Raw genomic sequence first — 16490 nt, 5'->3', positions numbered from 1 at the left:
CCTGGAGGGGCCATGAGTTATGTGATCGACCGACGCTTGAATGGCAAGAACAAAAGCACGGTGAACCGCCAGCGTTTCCTGCGGCGCTACCGTGACCACATCAAGAAGGCCGTGGAAGAAGCGGTGAGCCGCCGCTCCATCACCGATATGGAGCATGGCGAGCAAATCAGCATTCCTGGCCGTGACATCGACGAACCCGTGCTGCACCACGGCCGCGGCGGCAAGCAGACCATCGTCCATCCGGGCAACAAGGAGTTCACGTCCGGGCAGCATATTCCGCGGCCGCAAGGGGGTGGCGGAGGCGGCAAGGGCCAGGGCAAGGCGGGCAACTCCGGCGAAGGCATGGATGAGTTCGTGTTCCAGATCACCCAGGAGGAATTCCTTGAATTCATGTTCGAGGACCTGGAGCTGCCCAACCTGGTCAAGCGCCACCTCACCGGCTCGGACACCTTCAAGACCGTACGCGCGGGCATTGCCAACGAAGGCAACCCATCGCGCATCAACATCATTCGTACCCTGCGCTCGGCCCATGCCCGGCGTATCGCGCTGTCCGGCAGCAGCCGCGCCCGGCTACGGGAAGTGCGCGCCGAACTCGAGCGGCTTCGACGCGAAGAGCCGGACAATTTCGGCGACATCCAGGCGCTGGAAGCGGAAGTCGAAAAGCTCAGTGCCCGCATTCATCGGGTGCCCTTCCTCGATACCTTCGACCTGAAATACAACCTGCTGGTCAAGCATCCCAACCCCAGCTCCAAGGCGGTGATGTTCTGCCTGATGGACGTGTCCGGTTCCATGACCCAAGCCACCAAGGACATTGCCAAGCGCTTTTTCATCCTGTTGTACCTGTTCCTCAAGCGCAACTACGACAAGATCGAGGTGGTGTTCATCCGCCACCACACCAGCGCCAGGGAAGTGGACGAGGAAGAGTTCTTCTATTCCCGGGAAACCGGCGGCACCATCGTCTCCAGCGCGCTGAAGCTGATGCAGGAAATCATGGCCGAGCGCTATCCCACCAACGAGTGGAACATCTATGCGGCCCAGGCCTCGGACGGGGACAACTGGAACGACGACTCGCCCATCTGCCGGGACATCCTCACCAAGCAGATCATGCCCCATGTGCAGTACTACACTTACGTGGAGATCACGCCCAGGGAGCACCAGGCCCTGTGGTTCGAGTACGAGCGTATCGGCGAAGACTTCCCGGAAACCTTCGCCCAGCAGCAGTTGGTGACGGCCGGGGATATCTATCCGGTCTTCCGTGAACTCTTCCAGCGCAGGCTAGTGACATGACCGCCAGAGAGCAGAAGCGCCAACCCCTGTCCGTAGGTTCGGAATGGACCTTCGAGCTGATCCAGACCTACGACCGGGAAATCAGTCGTATCGCCGAGCGCTATGCCCTCGATACCTACCCCAACCAGATCGAAGTCATCACCGCTGAACAGATGATGGATGCCTACGCCTCGGTGGGCATGCCCCTGGGCTACCACCATTGGTCCTACGGCAAGCATTTCCTGAGCACGGAAAAATCCTATACCCGCGGGCAGATGGGCCTGGCCTATGAGATCGTGATCAATTCCGACCCCTGCATCGCCTACCTCATGGAAGAGAACACCATGTGCATGCAGGCCCTGGTGATCGCCCATGCCTGCTACGGCCACAACAGTTTCTTCAAGGGCAACTACCTGTTCCGCACCTGGACGGACGCCAGCTCGATCATCGACTACCTGGTGTTCGCCAAGCAGTACATCATGCAGTGCGAGGAGCGCTACGGCATCGACGCCGTGGAAGACCTGCTCGACTCCTGCCATGCCCTGATGAACTACGGCGTGGACCGCTACAAGCGCCCCTACCCCATTTCCGCCGAAGAAGAGCGGCGCCGTCAGAAAGAACGGGAAGAGCACCTGCAGCGGCAGATCAACGACCTGTGGCGAACCATTCCCAAGGCCATGGAGAAAACCAGCGAGCAGGACCACGCCCGCTTCCCCGCCGAGCCTCAGGAAAACATTCTCTACTTCATCGAGAAGCACGCCCCCTTGCTGGAGCCCTGGCAGCGGGAAGTGGTGCGTATCGTGCGCAAGATCGCCCAGTATTTCTATCCACAGAGGCAAACCCAGGTCATGAACGAAGGTTGGGCGACCTTCTGGCACTACACCCTGCTCAACGACCTGTACGACGAAGGCCTGGTCACCGACGGCTTCATGATGGAATTCCTGCAGTCCCATACCAGCGTGGTGTTTCAACCCGGGTACGACAGCCCCTATTACAGTGGCATCAACCCCTACGCCCTGGGCTTCGCCATGTTCCGGGACCTGCGCCGTATCTGCGAGAACCCGGACGAGGAAGACCGTCGCTGGTTCCCGGACATCGCCGGCAGCGACTGGCTCTCTACCTTGAAGTTCGCCATGAGCAGCTTCAAGGACGAGAGCTTCATCCTGCAGTACCTGTCGCCCAAGGTGATCCGCGACCTGAAGCTGTTCAGCATCCTGGACGACGACCAGCGCGACGACCTGCTGGTACCGGCCATCCACGATGACAGCGGCTACCGGATCATCCGTGAAACCCTGGCGGCCCAGTACAACCTGGGCAACCGCGAGCCCAACGTGCAGATCTGGAGCATCGATCGCCGCGGCGATCGTTCCCTGACCCTGCGTCACCAGCAGCACGACCGCAAGCCGCTGGGAGAGTCCACCGAGGAGGTACTCAAGCATCTACATCGGCTGTGGGGCTTCGACGTGCACCTGGAGACCGTCCAGGGCGACCAAGTGGTGAAGGTCCATCACGTGCCGCCGCGCAACGAGCAGGGCGATGACAGCTATAACCGGCTGGACATGACCGTCGTGCACCTGTGAGTGAACCTTCGGCGCCACGGGTATATCCTGCGGCGCTGAAGGAGAACTGCATGAAGGTATACAAAGTCGGCGGCGCCGTGCGTGACCGCCTCCTCGGCCTGCCGGTGGCCGACATCGATTGGGTGGTGGTCGGCGCCAGCGCGCAACAGATGCATGCCTTGGGCTATCGGCCCGTGGGCGCGGATTTCCCTGTATTCCTGCACCCGCGCACCGGCGCCGAATACGCCCTGGCCCGGACGGAGCGCAAGAGCGGCCGGGGCTATGGCGGATTCGTGTTCCATGCCAGCCCGGACGTGACCCTGGAAGAAGACCTGCGCCGCCGCGACCTGACCATCAACGCCATGGCCGAAGACGACAGCGGGCATGTCATCGACCCCTACGGCGGCCAGCGCGACCTCGCCGAACGCTGGCTACGCCATGTATCCCCATCGTTCGCCGAAGACCCCTTGCGCGTGCTCAGGGTAGCCAGGTTCGCCGCGCGTTACGCCGGCCTGGGCTTTCGTATCGCCCCCGAAACCCTCGCGCTTATGACGCAATTGAGCGAGTCGGGTGAGCTGCAGGCGTTGACCCCTGAAAGAAGCTGGAAGGAGATCTCCCGCGCCCTGATGGAAGCCAGGCCGACGGTGTTCTTCGAAACCCTCCGGGCCTGCGGCGCCCTGAAGGTCCTATTCCCCGAATTGCAGGCCCTGCTCGAGCGCTCGGCGCAAACACCGGCCGCGGTGGTCGATCTTGGGGAATGGAGTATCGCTTGCCTGGCCCAGGCCGCCTGTGCCGAGCATTCCCTGGCCATACGCTGGGCCAGCCTGCTGCTGCCATTGAGCTACGCTGGGGACAGCTCGAGCGCGAAGGGCGAAATACCTGACATCCAGGCGGTGAGCCTACGCTTCAAGGTGCCTCGGGATTGCCAGGAATTGGCTCAGCTAAGTGGCCGCTACCATGCGCTGGCCAGCCAGGCGCGCGCATTGCCCACCCAGGGCCTGTTCGACCTGCTCCAGGCCTTCGACATCTATCGACGCCCCCAACGCTTCGCGGAATTCATCGACACCTGTGAAAACGCTGCCCTGTGCATCGGGCAGGAAACCTTCGGGCCTGGAGCGTTTCTGCGCGGCGCCGCTGCCACGGCCCGAGACGTGGCGGTCAAACCACTGGTGGAGGCCGGCCTGACGGGGCAGGCCCTGGGCGACGCCCTCAAGGAAGCCCGCCTGGCCGCGTTGGAGGCTTACCGGACCGCGTCTTGAACCAGCGTTCCGGGGGCCCATTGGAAGGGTACCCGCCGCAGCTGCTGGTCGATCTTCGCCTCGGCCCATAGAGCAGCGAAGCTGCGCCCCTCTTGGGGGTGCAGCTCCTCCGGAGCCAGCAGGGCCAGGGGCCAGAGCACGAAGGCGTTACGCAGGATTTCCTCGCGCGGCAGCACCAGCCCATCGAAATCGCCCACTTGCCGGCCGTACATCAATACGTCGATATCCAGCGGCAGCCCTTTGCGGTCCGGGGCGTAGCGGCCGTTGTCCGCCTCGATGAACTTCAGGCGACGATCCAGCGCCATCAGAGGCATGTCACAAAGCCCGGTGACCACCAGGTTCAGGAAAGGCCCGCTCTTGATGCCGACCGGCTCGCTTTCGAACACCGGTGAACAGCGCATGTCCACGAGCATGGCCCCCAGCGCGTCCAGCCCAGCGCGAAGATGAACCTCACGGTCGATGTTGCTACCGAGGCCAAGGTAGACCCGAGTCAGCGACATCCGCGCTCGATCTCCACACCCACGCCTCGTGCCGCTGGCACCGCACCGGGCTTGGTCACCCGCAACCGCAACCAGCGAATGCCGAATTCGCTCATCAGACGCGCCGCCAGACGCTCGGCGAAGGTCTCTACCAGCTCAAAGCGCGCCTGGCTGGCAAACGCCTGAACGGCTTCGGACACCTTGGCGTAATCCAGGGCCAAGGCCAGGTCGTCGCCATCCGCGGCGGGGCGGTTGTCCCAGGCGAAATCGAAATCCAGCCGCAGACACTGGCGGATCTCGCGCTCCCAGTCATAGGCGCCGATCACGGTATCGACCTCCAGGCCTTCGATGAACACGCTGTCCAAGCAGTCTCTCCTGACGACAAAGGCGCTTCGCGCCGTTAGAATCCGAGCATTCTCGCCCGGAATAGTTAGCATGCCCTGGTTACTGGCCGTCCTGGCCTACCTGCTCGGCTCACTGTCCTTCGCCATCCTGCTCAGTCGTGGCGCCGGGATCCCCGACCCGCGCGCCAGCGGCTCGGGCAATGCCGGGGCCACCAACATGCTCAGGGTGGCCGGCCGCAAGCTCGCCATCTTGACCTTAGTCGGCGACCTCGCCAAGGGCCTCGTACCGGTACTGCTGGCCAAGGCCCTGGGGTTGGGGCTGCAGGCCCAGGCCTGGATAGGCCTGTGCGCCGTCATCGGCCACCTGTTTCCCCTGTATTTCAACTTTCGCGGTGGCAAGGGCGTGGCCACGGCCGCCGGCATGCTGTTGGGGCTGTACCCGCCAGCCCTGCTGCTGGCGGTAGGCGTATGGCTATTGACCTTTCAGCTCAGCCGTACCGCCTCCCTGGCCGCGTTGACCGCCACCCCCCTGACCTTGCCCCTGCTGGCCTGGCAGGCGCCCCAGGCGTTGCTGCCGATGACCCTGCTCACGGCCCTGGTGATCTGGCGTCATCGGGCCAATCTCAAAGACCTGTTCGCCGGCCGGGAACGTCATTTCTAAAGCTCGCACCAGCGCGGCTAGATAGCAGGCAGTTGCTCCATCGGCCAGCGGGCATGCACCTGGATGCCCAGGCTGTCGTGCTGGCCCGCCAACAGCCGCTGGCAACCGGCGTAGGCGATCATCGCGCCGTTGTCGGTACAGAAGCGTGGCCGCGCATAGTACACACCACCCCCCAGTTCCGCCGTCATGGCTTCCAGGTGGGTACGCAAGGCCCGGTTGGCGCTTACCCCGCCAGCGATCACCAATTGCTTGAGGCCGGTCTGCTTGAGCGCCCGCTTGCACTTGATGGCGAGAGTCTCCACCACCGCCTGCTGGAATGCCAGGGCGATGTCGCAACGGGTCTGCTCGCTGTCGTCCCCAGCGCCGACGCACTGCTGCCAGGTGTTGAGGGTGAAGGTTTTCAGGCCGCTGAAACTGAAGTCCAGGCCAGGGCGGTCGGTCATCGGGCGCGGGAACACGAAGCGCCCGGCCTGCCCCTGCTCGGCCAGGCGCGCGATTTCCGGGCCGCCGGGGTATGGCAGGCCCATGAGCTTGGCGGTTTTGTCGAACGCCTCCCCGGCCGCGTCATCCAGGCTTTCCCCCAGCAGCTGGTACTGGCCGATGCCATCGACCCGCACCAGTTGGGTATGGCCGCCGGATACCAGCAGCGCCACAAAGGGAAACGCTGGCGGCTGGTCCTCGAGCATGGGCGCCAGCAAGTGGCCTTCCATATGATGCACACCCAAGGCCGGGATACCCCAGGCAAACGCCATGGCCTGGGCGCAGGAAGCACCGACCAGCAGCGCGCCCACCAGCCCGGGGCCAGCGGTATAGGCGATGGCGTCGATGTCCGAAGGCGCGCGCCCGGCCTGATCGAGCACTTCGCGGATCAGCGGCAGCATGCGCTTTACGTGGTCGCGGGAAGCCAGCTCCGGCACCACGCCACCGTAGACACGGTGCAGGTCGATCTGGCTGAATAGCGCGTCGCCGAGCAGGCCCTGCTCGCTGTCATAGAGCGCGACGCCCGTTTCATCGCAGGATGTTTCCAGTCCCAGTACTAGCATGGGTATCAATTGGCCTTTGCCGAGGCGGTAACGAAGGCGCGCATGATAGTCGCGCCCCGGCGCGCCGACCAGCGGTTTTCGATCAGAGGCTTTGCATTCCGCGGCTCCAACGGGTAACATCCGCAACCCTTGAAAACCGACGTATTCCACCGCGCTTCCAGCAGGGGTACGTTGCCCCGGTAATGAATTAAGGTAGCCCTGGATGCCAGCCGTCAAAGTTAAAGAGAACGAACCCTTCGACGTAGCTCTGCGTCGTTTCAAGCGCTCCTGCGAAAAAGCCGGTGTACTGGCTGAAGTTCGTAGCCGCGAGTTTTACGAAAAGCCGACTTCCGAGCGCAAGCGCAAGGCAGCCGCAGCGGTCAAGCGTCACGCCAAAAAAGTCCAGCGCGAACAGCGCCGCGCCGTTCGCCTGTACTGATACAAGCGTTCGCTGCAAGCATTTGTCTGGCCCGGCCCTAAAAAGCCGGGCCATTGGCAATTGTGGGTCCGGTAATTCCGGCAGGCTCCGCCCTCTTCATCGGGCGCACCAAGCCGCCGCCCTCCTGCTTTTCGTAACCTACCATTCGCTGCGAATGGCCATGCCTGGCCGTTAAACTGAAGCACCGTCTCGGATCCGAGGTCACCCCATGGCCGGGCTCATCCCGCAAGGTTTCATCGACGACCTGCTCAATCGCACCGACATTCTCGATGTGGTCAACGCCCGGATTCAGCTCAAGAAAAGTGGCAAGAACTACACCGCCTGCTGTCCGTTCCACAAGGAAAAAACCCCTTCCTTCAGCGTAAGTCCCGACAAGCAGTTCTATTACTGCTTCGGCTGTGGTGCCGGCGGCAACGCGCTGGGCTTCGTGATGGACCACGACAACCTGGACTTCCCCCAGGCCGTGGAGGAACTGGCGCGAGCGGCCGGCATGGAAGTGCCACGAGAGGAATCCCGCCGGGGCAGCAAGCCGCGCCAACCGACGGATTCGCCGCTCTACCCCTTGCTGGCCGCCGCCGCGGACTATTACCGCCAGGCCCTGCGCCAGCATCCGGCACGCAAGAGCGCGGTGGAGTACCTCAAGGGGCGCGGTCTCACGGGCGAGATCGCCCGGGACTTTGGGCTCGGCTTCGCGCCGCCCGGCTGGGACAATCTGCTGCGCCACCTGGCCAGCGACACGCTGCAGCAGCGCGCCCTGCTCGACGCTGGGCTGTTGGTGGAAAACGCCGAAAGTGGCAAGCGCTACGACCGCTTCCGCGACCGGGTGATGTTCCCCATCCGTGACAGCCGGGGCCGGGTGATCGCGTTCGGCGGGCGGGTACTTGGGGATGACAAGCCCAAATACCTGAACTCGCCGGAAACCCCGGTGTTCCATAAGGGCCAGGAGCTTTATGGGCTCTATGAGGCGCGCAAGTTCAACCGCAACCTTGACGAAGTGATAGTGGTCGAGGGCTACATGGATGTGATCGCGCTGGCCCAGCAGGGCCTGCGCAACGCGGTGGCCACCCTGGGCACGGCGACCAGCGAGGAGCATATCAAGCGGCTGTTCCGCCTGGTGCCGAGCATCCTGTTCTGCTTCGATGGCGACCAGGCCGGCCGCAACGCTGCCTGGCGCGCCCTCGAAGCCGCGCTGCCAAGCCTGCAGGATGGCCGCAAGGCAAGGTTCCTGTTCCTGCCCGAGGGCGAGGATCCGGACACCCTGATCCGCGCCGAGGGCCTGGACGCCTTCCGCGCGCGCATCGCGCAGCATGCGCAGCCGCTGGCGGATTATTTCTTCCAGCAGCTGTCCGACGAGGCGGACCCGCGCTCGCTGGAAGGCAAGGCCCATATGGTTACCCTGGCGGCGCCCTTGATCGACCAGGTACCCGGCGCCAACCTCAAGGCCCTGATGCGGGCCCGGCTGACGGAAATCACCGGCCTGAGCGGCGAGGCCCTGAACCAGCTGGCTCGCGTGGCGCAGCCCGCCCCGCCGCGCGCCTCGGAGCCTTCGGGCTTCGTCGGCCATGAAGGGACCGGTGCTGACGGAATGGATTTCCACGGCCAGGGCGACTATGTACCGGCTTATCTGGACGCTTCGCCCCCCATGGCCGAGCCCAGCCAAGGCTGGCAATCGCGCAAGGGTGGCGGCAAGCGCGATGGCAAGGCTTGGGAACGAGGCGGCAAGCGCAATTTCGAACCGCGAGCCCCTCGGGCGCCCACGTCCGTTGAGCCGCCCACGCTCAGCGCCCTGCGCACGCTGCTGCATCACCCGCAATTGGCGGCCAAGGTTGAAGATGCCAGCCATCTGGCCGATGAAGATCATGTTTACGCGCAATTGCTGGTCGCGCTGCTCGAGGCGCTGCAGAAAAATCCTCGACTCCGCTCGCTGCAATTGATCGCGCGCTGGCACGGCACCGACCAGGGGCGCTTGTTGAGGGCCCTGGCGGAGAAAGAATGGCTGATCGATGCCGATAACCTTGAACAACAGTTTTTCGACACCATTTCCAGTCTATCCGCCCGCCAACGCGAGCGCAGCCTGGAGCAATTGCTTCGAAAGGCCAGGCAGGGCGAACTGAGCGCAGAGGAAAAAAACCTGCTGCGCGAGCTGCTTAGCCGCAACGCAAACGCACAAAACCCGACCTCAACTGGCGTGTGAGGTCCTAGCTCGGGTATAATCCTCGGCTTGTTTTTTGCCCGCCAAGACCTTCAGTGGATAGGGTGTTATGTCCGGAAAAGCGCAACAGCAATCTCGTATCAAAGAGTTGATCACCCGCGGTCGTGAGCAGGGCTACCTGACTTACGCGGAGGTCAACGACCACCTGCCCGAGGATATTTCAGATCCGGAACAGGTGGAAGACATCATCCGCATGATCAACGACATGGGGATCAACGTATTCGAGACTGCTCCGGATGCGGATGCCCTCCTGTTGGCCGAGGCGGACACCGACGAAGCCGCGGCCGAGGAAGCCGCCGCCGCGCTCGCTGCCGTCGAAACCGATATCGGCCGCACGACGGACCCGGTACGCATGTACATGCGTGAGATGGGCACCGTGGAGCTGCTCACCCGCGAAGGCGAGATCGAAATCGCCAAGCGCATCGAGGAAGGCATCCGCGAGGTGATGGGGGCGATCGCCCACTTCCCCGGCACCGTGGATTACATCCTCGGCGAATATGACCGCGTCACCACCGAAGGTGGCCGTCTGTCGGACGTGCTCAGCGGCTACATCGATCCTGACGACGTGATCGCCAGCCCCTCGGACATGCCTGTGCCGGTCGACCCGAAGGCCGCCGCCGTGGCCGAGAAGGACGACGAGGAAGAGGACGAGGAAGCCAGCAGCGACGACGAAGAGGAAGGCGAAAGCGGGCCGGATCCGGAAGTGGCTCGCCAGCGTTTCGGCGCCGTGGCCGAGCAGTTGGAAGCCACCCGCAAGGTGCTGAAGAAGCATGGCCGCGACAGCAAGGAAGGCATCGCCGAGATGCTGCAGCTGGCCGAGCTGTTCATGCCGATCAAGCTGGTGCCCAAGCAGTACGAAGTGCTCGTGGAGCAAGTCCGTGGCGCGCTGGACCGTGTCCGCGCCCAGGAACGTGCCATCATGCAGCTGTGCGTCCGTGACGCCCGCATGCCTCGCGCCGACTTCCTGCGCCTGTTCCCCGGCAATGAAGTGGACCAGGGCTGGAGCGAGTTCCTGGCCAAGGGCAAGGCCAAGTACGCCGAGGCCATCGGCCGTGTGCAGGCGGATGTCCAGCGTTGCCAGCAGAAGCTGATCGACCTGGAAGCCGAAACCGGCCTCAACGTCGCTGAGATCAAGGACATCAACCGGCGCATGTCCATCGGCGAGGCCAAGGCCCGCCGCGCCAAGAAGGAAATGGTCGAGGCCAACCTTCGCCTGGTGATCTCCATCGCCAAGAAGTACACCAACCGCGGCCTGCAGTTCCTAGACCTGATCCAGGAAGGCAACATCGGCCTGATGAAGGCGGTGGACAAGTTCGAATACCGTCGCGGCTACAAGTTCTCGACCTACGCCACCTGGTGGATTCGCCAGGCGATCACTCGCTCCATCGCCGACCAGGCGCGCACCATCCGTATTCCGGTGCACATGATCGAGACGATCAACAAACTCAACCGTATCTCCCGGCAGATGCTGCAGGAGATGGGCCGTGAGCCTACCCCGGAAGAGCTGGGCGAGCGCATGGAAATGCCCGAGGACAAGATCCGCAAGGTATTGAAGATCGCCAAGGAACCGATCTCCATGGAAACGCCGATCGGTGACGATGAAGACTCCCATCTGGGCGACTTCATCGAGGACTCGACCATGCAGTCCCCGATCGACGTGGCCACGGTCGAAAGCCTCAAGGAAGCGACCCGCGAAGTGCTGTCCGGCCTCACCGCGCGTGAAGCCAAGGTACTGCGCATGCGCTTCGGTATCGACATGAACACGGACCACACCCTCGAGGAAGTGGGCAAGCAGTTCGACGTGACCCGCGAGCGTATCCGTCAGATCGAAGCCAAGGCCTTGCGCAAGCTGCGTCACCCGACCCGTAGCGAACACCTGCGTTCGTTCCTGGACGAGTAAGCCTCAACGCAACACCACGAACCCCGGGCCCGCCCGGGGTTCTTTATTTGGCAAGACCATAGACACCGCGACACAGCTGGGAACCACCCTCGACGAAGACTGGCCAGTCGTGAACGCACTTTCCAGACCTGGCCTGCGCCGGAGAATTTCGACGAACATAGCCAGCAGCGGCAGTCGCTCACCACGCGGTGGCAAGAATCCTGCCTAAAGCGCCCTGACAAATGGTTCTTTCCGATAGCACCGAGCCAAAAGGCTCGTTATAATCGCCGCTCTCTAAAAGGGCCTATAGCTCAGTTGGTTAGAGCAGAGGACTCATAATCCTTTGGTCCACGGTTCGAGTCCGTGTGGGCCCACCAGCTTCGAAAAGCCGCGCATTGCGCGGCTTTTTATTGTGTTCGATAACGCCAGTCCCCGCTTCAAGCGTCACCGCTGCGGCTGACCTTTCTGGCGCGCAAGCTTCCAATTCTTGCCAGCGTCCTGGCGAAAGGTTCGGCGAATCGTCAGATGGCTGTGACTACATGGGGCGCTTGCTTCGCAAGCTCGCTAAAGCGAGCCAGCATGGACTCAAGCTTGTACCTGGCCTCGGATCAGCCCCACTGGCTGGTCCTGAGATATGGGTAGGTCCACAGACTTCCACCCAAGGGTCTCCCTACTCGTGTAAACCCACTTGGCAAATTCGCTTTCTGATTGACAACCAATTCCTACACTCCTAGCCTGTACGCAACCATGCATACATAAGCGTGGTGCCAGCGTTTTACCTTCCTGCCTACAACAACGAACTAAAGGTGAGGTTTAAAATGGTCAGGCTTATCCCTTCCTCATTCAAAGCGATGCTCATGGGCGCCGGGCTGTGTGGAGCCTTGCTGGGCTTGCCCACTACCCAGGCGGCTGAACCTTCCCTCTGGCAAGACGTGCAGAAGGCCGGTGTGCTGCGCTGCGGCGCGGCGGTGGCGGCCCCGTACGTGATGCGAGACGCCAAGTCAGGCGATTACAGCGGTTACTTTGTGGACCTTTGCCGCGACTTTGGCGAAAAGGTGCTAAAGGTGAAGGTGCAATTCGTGGACACCAATTGGGACAACCTGGTAGCGGGCTTGCAGGGCGGCAAATGGGACTTGGCCATGGCTCTGAACCAAACGCCCGAACGAGCCCTGGCGGTAGGCTTCAGCGCGCCGGCGACGGATTACCAGGTGTCGCTGCTGGTGAACAAGGACAACCCCAAGCTGGCCAACATCACCGACGACCTTTCTACCTTGGATAAACCCGAGCTGACCTTTGCGGTGATGTCAGGAACGGCTCAGGACAAGGCCATTTCCGGCGTGATCAAGCAGGGCAAGATCATGCGCCTGCCCGGCATGGACGAGACGCGCCTGGCGGTGATGTCCAAGCGCGCTGACGTCCTGGTCGACGCCAGCGACACCAACCACCTGTTCGCTGTGGCCAATTCCACTTGGGCCAAGGAGGTATTGCCCAAGCCGGCACTGGCCAAACAGGGGGTCGCCTTTGGGGTGCGTCGGGATATATCCCTGGCGGACATGGATGTGCTCAACATCTACCTCAAGCAGAAGCGCGACAGCGGTGATATCGAGCGGCTGGTGGACAAAGCCTCGGTGGAGGCTAATACCACTCGATAACTTCCTCGCCCGGGCGACGCCTTTGCGAAGGATGCCACCTGGGCGTACCTCAATCCCGATCACAGGAATCGCCCAATGCAGCGTTTTTTAAACAAGGTCGCCATCGTTACCGGCGGCGCTGGCGGGATCGGCTCGGCTATCGCTAGCAGGCTGGCGGCCGAAGGCGCTACCGTGGTGGTCAGTGACCTGAACCTTGAGGCAGCCCAGACAGTGGCTCGCGTTATCGAGGCGGATGGCGGCAGCGCCTTTGCGCTGGCGGCGGACATCGCACAAGGGGAGGCCTGTCGTTGCTTGGTACAAGCAGTGCTGAGCCGTTTCGAACGTATCGATATTCTGGTGAACAACGCCGGCATCAATCGGCGGGGCGATCTACTGGCCTTGAGCGAAGACGACTGGCACACCAGCTTCGCGGTGAACCTGGATTCGATGTTCCACCTATGCCGCGCGGTACTGCCCGGCATGATCGCGCAGGGCGGCGGGGCCATCGTGAATACCGCCTCCCAGTGGGGCCTGCATCCGGCGCCGGGACATATTGCTTATAACGTGACCAAGGCAGCAGTGGCGTCTTTCACCCAGAACCTGGCGCGGGATTATGCGCCGCACAAGGTGCGGGTGAATGCAGTCTGTCCAGGTGAAATCCACACGCCCATGCTGGAAGCCGGCGTGCGCCGCAACGGCCGCACCATTGCCGACCTGGACAGGCTGGTGCCCTTCGGCCGCATCGGCCAACCGCAGGAGGTAGCGGCCCTGGTGGCCTTCCTGGCATCGGACGAAGCGGCCTTCATGTGTGGCTCGTTGGTGGAAATCACCGGCGCCCAGGCCGTGGCCTGAGGCGATCTCAAGCTAGAAGGGAGTTTCAGCGGGCAGCGAGAGCGCAGCCCGATCATGGCCGAGGAGGTCGCACAGCGCATCGACGATCAACTGATGATCCTGGCGGTCGGGCAGCCCCGACACCGTTACGCTGCCGATCACCCCAGCGCCCTGCACGATCAGCGGAAAGCCGCCGCCGCAGCTGGCATAGTCGGCCGGGTCCAGATGGTAGCGTTGCTGGATGTCCTGCTGCTCGATGGCCAGCTGATAGGTCAACCGATAGGAGCTTCGCAGGAAGCGTTGCACGGTGTTGACCTTGCGCCGCACCCATTCACCGTTGTCCGGCGTGATGCCGGGGCGGGCGGCAAAGAACAGAGGCCGTTCGAAACGGCGGATGTCGATCACCAGCGGCCAACCCTCACCCACGGCTCGCTCATGCAGGGCGCTACCCAGCTGCCAGGCGGTGTTTTCGTCGAAACGCTGGAATTGCAGGGTTTGCTCCTGGCGAATCAGTAATGCGAGTTCGTCTTGCAATCTCATTGCAGGCTCCTGTCCGTAGCCATTGAGTTAACACGGTCAGCGGATATAGCTGCCACCGTTCACGTCCAGAGTGGCGCCGTTGAGCGAAGCCTGAGATTTGCGCAATGTAAATGCCACCAGCTCCGCGACCTCGGCCGGGCTGGCCATCTCGCCGATAGGAATATCCGCTACCGCCGCCTGTTTGCCGTGAGTCGCGATGAAGGCTTCGGCCATCTCGGTCTGTACCCAGCCTGGTGCAATCGCCACCGCGACCACGCCGTCGGGCCCGAAGGAGCGAGCGATGGACTTGGTCAGGTTGACCAGGGCAGCCTTGGTGGCGCCATAGGGCAAGGCGTCTGCCGCGTAACCCCGCTGGCCCGCACGGCTGGCCATGTTGATGATGCGCCCGCCGCCAATCTCTTTGAAGTGACGCACGGCCTCTTTGCACAGGTCGGCTGCGGCGAAGAAGTTGACTTGGAATTCCCGCTGCCAGGCCGTTGTCCATTGTTCTGGCGTCGCTTCGATGGAGATTTCCGTACGAATGCCAGCGTTGTTGACCAGGCCATCCACCCTACCGGCCAGCGCCACGGCCTTGGCCCAGAGCTCGAATGGGCCTTGGGAGGTGGAAAGGTCCCCTTGCAGTACGAAACCCCGGCCGCCGATCTGGTCGAGCAGCCGCTCGGCAGCCGCCTGGTCGCGTCCATAGTGGATGATGACCCGCGCGCCCTCCGCCGCCAGCCGCGCCACAATGGCGGCGCCGATGCCGCCCGAAGCGCCGGTGACCAGAATGGTCTGTCCTTCCAGTGCTGTTGTCATGCCGCGTCTCCTTGATTGGGTGCCTGAATGGGTATCGGAAGGCAGCGGCCTTGAATGCTCGCCGCCGCTGCCTGCGTGCGTCATTTGATGTACCAGCCCCACGGTTGCTTGCTGGTGTAGCGAGTGATCTGCTTGGTTTCCAGATAATTATCCAGGCCCCAGCGGCCAAGCTCCCGGCCGATGCCGGACTCCTTGTAGCCACCCCAGGGCGCCTCGGTGAAGGTGGGCTGGGAGCAGTTGATCCACACAATGCCTGCCTGGAAGGCCGCGGCTACCCGCTCGGCACGGGCTTCGTCCCCGGACATCACCGCGGCGGCCAGGCCGAAGCGGGAGTCATTGGCCAATTCGATAGCCTCAGGCTCACTGGCGAAGGGCCGCACGCACACCACTGGCCCGAAGATTTCCTCCACCCAAGCGGCGCTGTCCAAGGGCACATCCGTCAGCACGGTGGGCTCGAGGTAGTAGCCTTTGTCGAAGCCGGCCGGGCGTTGGCCGCCGCAAGCCACGGTAGCACCCGCCGCTTTCGCCGCCTCGATGGCCCCCAGCACTTGCTCATGCTGACGCTTGGACACCAGAGGGCCGAGGAGCACCCCTTCGTCCAGGCCATTGCCGATGCGGATCTTGCGTGTCTCTTCCACCAGGCGGGCCAATAGCCGCGGATAAAGCCCTTCCTGGACCAGAACGCGCGAGGTCGCCGAGCATACCTGCCCCTGATTCCAGAAGATCCCGAACATGATCCACTCCACCGCCTGCTCCAGGTCGGCGTCGTCGAACACCACGAAGGGGGATTTTCCCCCCAGCTCGAGGCTTACCCGCTTGATGTCCCGAGCGGCGGCGGCCATGATGCGCGCCCCCACCGGGCCCGACCCAGTGAAGGCCAGTTTGTCCACGCCCTTATGGTCAATGATCGCCTGGCCGGCCACCGAGCCTGCCCCCGTCACCAGGTTGAATACACCCGGCGGCACCCCGGCCTCATCGATGATGGCCGCCAGCTGGATCGCCGTGAGGGAGGTGACCTCGGCCGGCTTGAGCACCACCGTGCAGCCGGCGGCCAGCGCCGGGGCGACTTTCCAGGCGGCCATCAGCAGCGGGTAGTTCCAGGGAATGATCGCGCCAGCCACCCCGATCGGCTCCTTCACCGCCTTGCAGGTAAAGCGCTCGTCGGCCAGGGCGATCACCTCCGGGCCTTCGCTATCGCGCTGCTCAGCCAGGTCCGCATAGAAATCGAAACAGCCGGCGGCATCACCGATGTCCCAAAGTGCTTCAGGCAATGGCTTGCCGTTGTCCAGCACTTCCAGGCGCGCAATTTCCTCCTGGCGATGGCGAATGCCTTGGGCAATGGCACGCAGATACTGGGCCCGCTGCGCCCCGCTGAGCCTTGGCCAGCCGTCCCGGTCGAAGGCGCGCCGGGCGGCTTTCACCGCCACATCCACGTCCTGTTCCGTAGCGTAGGCAATTTCCTGGATCGGCTCCTCGGTGGCGGGGTTGGTCACTACTTGATAGCCGCCCTGCGCCGGGGCTATCCACTTCCCGTCGATGTAAAGCATGTTTCGCATATCGGTTACCTGCCCTT

Annotated in this window: 15 protein-coding genes and 1 tRNA gene; 10 read left to right on the top strand and 6 right to left on the bottom strand. The window is 63.1% G+C overall.

What is annotated here, in order from left to right:
* Positions 1 to 12 precede the first annotated feature (12 nt).
* Genes ACP691_RS17075 through ACP691_RS17065 form a run of 3 tightly spaced genes read left to right on the top strand, consistent with a single transcriptional unit; the run spans position 13 to position 4084 of the window.
* Positions 13 to 1287 carry a YeaH/YhbH family protein gene (locus ACP691_RS17075; RefSeq protein ID WP_040259804.1) on the top strand — a complete coding sequence of 425 codons (1275 nt, stop codon included), beginning with the start codon at positions 13 to 15 and terminating at the stop codon, positions 1285 to 1287.
* Positions 1284 to 2846 carry a SpoVR family protein gene (locus tag ACP691_RS17070; protein ID WP_040259803.1) on the top strand — a complete coding sequence of 521 codons (1563 nt, stop codon included), beginning with the start codon at positions 1284 to 1286 and terminating at the stop codon, positions 2844 to 2846. Before ACP691_RS17075 ends, ACP691_RS17070 begins: the two co-directional genes overlap by 4 nt.
* 50 nt (positions 2847 to 2896) lie before the next feature.
* A complete protein-coding gene (locus ACP691_RS17065; protein ID WP_426151197.1) occupies positions 2897 to 4084 on the top strand; it encodes a multifunctional CCA addition/repair protein in 1188 nt (395 codons plus the stop codon).
* Here ACP691_RS17065 and folK read toward each other — a convergent pair.
* Complete coding sequence (folK, locus tag ACP691_RS17060; protein ID WP_426151199.1) at positions 4066 to 4584, bottom strand: 2-amino-4-hydroxy-6-hydroxymethyldihydropteridine diphosphokinase; 519 nt, start codon at positions 4582 to 4584, stop codon at positions 4066 to 4068. The two genes, ACP691_RS17065 and folK, sit on opposite strands and share 19 nt — an antisense overlap.
* Positions 4575 to 4928, bottom strand: coding sequence for a dihydroneopterin aldolase (gene folB / locus ACP691_RS17055; RefSeq protein ID WP_040259800.1), 354 nt, complete (start codon positions 4926 to 4928; stop codon positions 4575 to 4577). The genes folK and folB overlap by 10 nt, the downstream gene beginning before the upstream one ends.
* Before the next feature lie 70 nt (positions 4929 to 4998).
* Here folB and plsY point away from each other — a divergent pair, with 70 nt between their 5' ends.
* Positions 4999 to 5568 (top strand): glycerol-3-phosphate 1-O-acyltransferase PlsY, encoded by a 570-nt coding sequence (gene plsY, locus ACP691_RS17050; RefSeq protein ID WP_426151201.1) that lies wholly within the window; start codon positions 4999 to 5001, stop codon positions 5566 to 5568.
* Between the two features lie 17 nt (positions 5569 to 5585).
* Here the strand turns inward: plsY and tsaD are convergent, their stop codons facing one another.
* Positions 5586 to 6611, bottom strand: a complete 1026-nt coding sequence (gene tsaD / locus ACP691_RS17045) for a tRNA (adenosine(37)-N6)-threonylcarbamoyltransferase complex transferase subunit TsaD (protein ID WP_426151203.1) — start codon at positions 6609 to 6611, stop codon at positions 5586 to 5588.
* A 202-nt stretch (positions 6612 to 6813) separates the two neighbouring features.
* On the opposite strand from tsaD, the gene rpsU reads away from it, so the two are divergent.
* The 6 genes from rpsU (at position 6814) to ACP691_RS17015 (ending at position 13603) form a co-directional block, all read left to right on the top strand.
* Entirely contained in the window at positions 6814 to 7029 is a 216-nt protein-coding gene (gene rpsU / locus ACP691_RS17040; protein ID WP_002551877.1) for a 30S ribosomal protein S21, read from the top strand.
* Between the two features lie 208 nt (positions 7030 to 7237).
* Positions 7238 to 9223 carry a DNA primase gene (dnaG, locus tag ACP691_RS17035; RefSeq protein WP_426151205.1) on the top strand — a complete coding sequence of 662 codons (1986 nt, stop codon included), beginning with the start codon at positions 7238 to 7240 and terminating at the stop codon, positions 9221 to 9223.
* Between the two features lie 67 nt (positions 9224 to 9290).
* Positions 9291 to 11141 carry an RNA polymerase sigma factor RpoD gene (gene rpoD / locus ACP691_RS17030; RefSeq protein ID WP_040259797.1) on the top strand — a complete coding sequence of 617 codons (1851 nt, stop codon included), beginning with the start codon at positions 9291 to 9293 and terminating at the stop codon, positions 11139 to 11141.
* A 279-nt stretch (positions 11142 to 11420) separates the two neighbouring features.
* Positions 11421 to 11497, top strand: a tRNA-Ile gene (locus tag ACP691_RS17025).
* 441 nt (positions 11498 to 11938) lie between these two features.
* Complete coding sequence (locus ACP691_RS17020; protein WP_426151207.1) at positions 11939 to 12772, top strand: transporter substrate-binding domain-containing protein; 834 nt, start codon at positions 11939 to 11941, stop codon at positions 12770 to 12772.
* Positions 12773 to 12847: 75 nt separating this feature from the next.
* Positions 12848 to 13603, top strand: a complete 756-nt coding sequence (locus ACP691_RS17015) for an SDR family NAD(P)-dependent oxidoreductase (RefSeq protein ID WP_426151209.1) — start codon at positions 12848 to 12850, stop codon at positions 13601 to 13603.
* 12 nt (positions 13604 to 13615) lie between these two features.
* On the opposite strand, the gene ACP691_RS17010 is transcribed toward ACP691_RS17015, so the two are convergent.
* From ACP691_RS17010 to ACP691_RS17000, 3 genes are all read right to left on the bottom strand, one after another.
* Positions 13616 to 14122 carry a heme-degrading domain-containing protein gene (locus ACP691_RS17010; RefSeq protein ID WP_426151211.1) on the bottom strand — a complete coding sequence of 169 codons (507 nt, stop codon included), beginning with the start codon at positions 14120 to 14122 and terminating at the stop codon, positions 13616 to 13618.
* Positions 14123 to 14158: 36 nt separating this feature from the next.
* Complete coding sequence (locus ACP691_RS17005) at positions 14159 to 14917, bottom strand: SDR family NAD(P)-dependent oxidoreductase (RefSeq protein ID WP_426151213.1); 759 nt, start codon at positions 14915 to 14917, stop codon at positions 14159 to 14161.
* Between the two features lie 80 nt (positions 14918 to 14997).
* Positions 14998 to 16473, bottom strand: coding sequence for an aldehyde dehydrogenase family protein (locus ACP691_RS17000; RefSeq protein WP_426151215.1), 1476 nt, complete (start codon positions 16471 to 16473; stop codon positions 14998 to 15000).
* Between the last annotated feature and the right edge of the window lie 17 nt (positions 16474 to 16490).

Source organism: Pseudomonas sp. DC3200b2 (assembly GCF_049895785.1).
In the GTDB taxonomy this organism is placed as follows: domain Bacteria; phylum Pseudomonadota; class Gammaproteobacteria; order Pseudomonadales; family Pseudomonadaceae; genus Aquipseudomonas; species Aquipseudomonas massiliensis.
This window is presented reverse-complemented; position numbering and strand designations above follow the sequence as displayed.

Excerpts from the sequence above, each read along its gene's own strand:
- ACP691_RS17075 (WP_040259804.1), top strand. The coding sequence starts at position 13 with ATGAGTTATGTGATCGACCGACGCTTGAATGGCAAGAACAAAAGCACG.
- ACP691_RS17070 (WP_040259803.1), top strand. The coding sequence starts at position 1,284 with ATGACCGCCAGAGAGCAGAAGCGCCAACCCCTGTCCGTAGGTTCGGAA.
- ACP691_RS17065 (WP_426151197.1), top strand. The coding sequence starts at position 2,897 with ATGAAGGTATACAAAGTCGGCGGCGCCGTGCGTGACCGCCTCCTCGGC.
- folK (WP_426151199.1), bottom strand. The coding sequence starts at position 4,584 with ATGTCGCTGACTCGGGTCTACCTTGGCCTCGGTAGCAACATCGACCGT.
- plsY (WP_426151201.1), top strand. The coding sequence starts at position 4,999 with ATGCCCTGGTTACTGGCCGTCCTGGCCTACCTGCTCGGCTCACTGTCC.
- tsaD (WP_426151203.1), bottom strand. The coding sequence starts at position 6,611 with ATGCTAGTACTGGGACTGGAAACATCCTGCGATGAAACGGGCGTCGCG.
- rpsU (WP_002551877.1), top strand. The coding sequence starts at position 6,814 with ATGCCAGCCGTCAAAGTTAAAGAGAACGAACCCTTCGACGTAGCTCTG.
- dnaG (WP_426151205.1), top strand. The coding sequence starts at position 7,238 with ATGGCCGGGCTCATCCCGCAAGGTTTCATCGACGACCTGCTCAATCGC.
- rpoD (WP_040259797.1), top strand. The coding sequence starts at position 9,291 with ATGTCCGGAAAAGCGCAACAGCAATCTCGTATCAAAGAGTTGATCACC.
- ACP691_RS17020 (WP_426151207.1), top strand. The coding sequence starts at position 11,939 with ATGGTCAGGCTTATCCCTTCCTCATTCAAAGCGATGCTCATGGGCGCC.
- ACP691_RS17015 (WP_426151209.1), top strand. The coding sequence starts at position 12,848 with ATGCAGCGTTTTTTAAACAAGGTCGCCATCGTTACCGGCGGCGCTGGC.
- ACP691_RS17010 (WP_426151211.1), bottom strand. The coding sequence starts at position 14,122 with ATGAGATTGCAAGACGAACTCGCATTACTGATTCGCCAGGAGCAAACC.
- ACP691_RS17005 (WP_426151213.1), bottom strand. The coding sequence starts at position 14,917 with ATGACAACAGCACTGGAAGGACAGACCATTCTGGTCACCGGCGCTTCG.
- ACP691_RS17000 (WP_426151215.1), bottom strand. The coding sequence starts at position 16,473 with ATGCGAAACATGCTTTACATCGACGGGAAGTGGATAGCCCCGGCGCAG.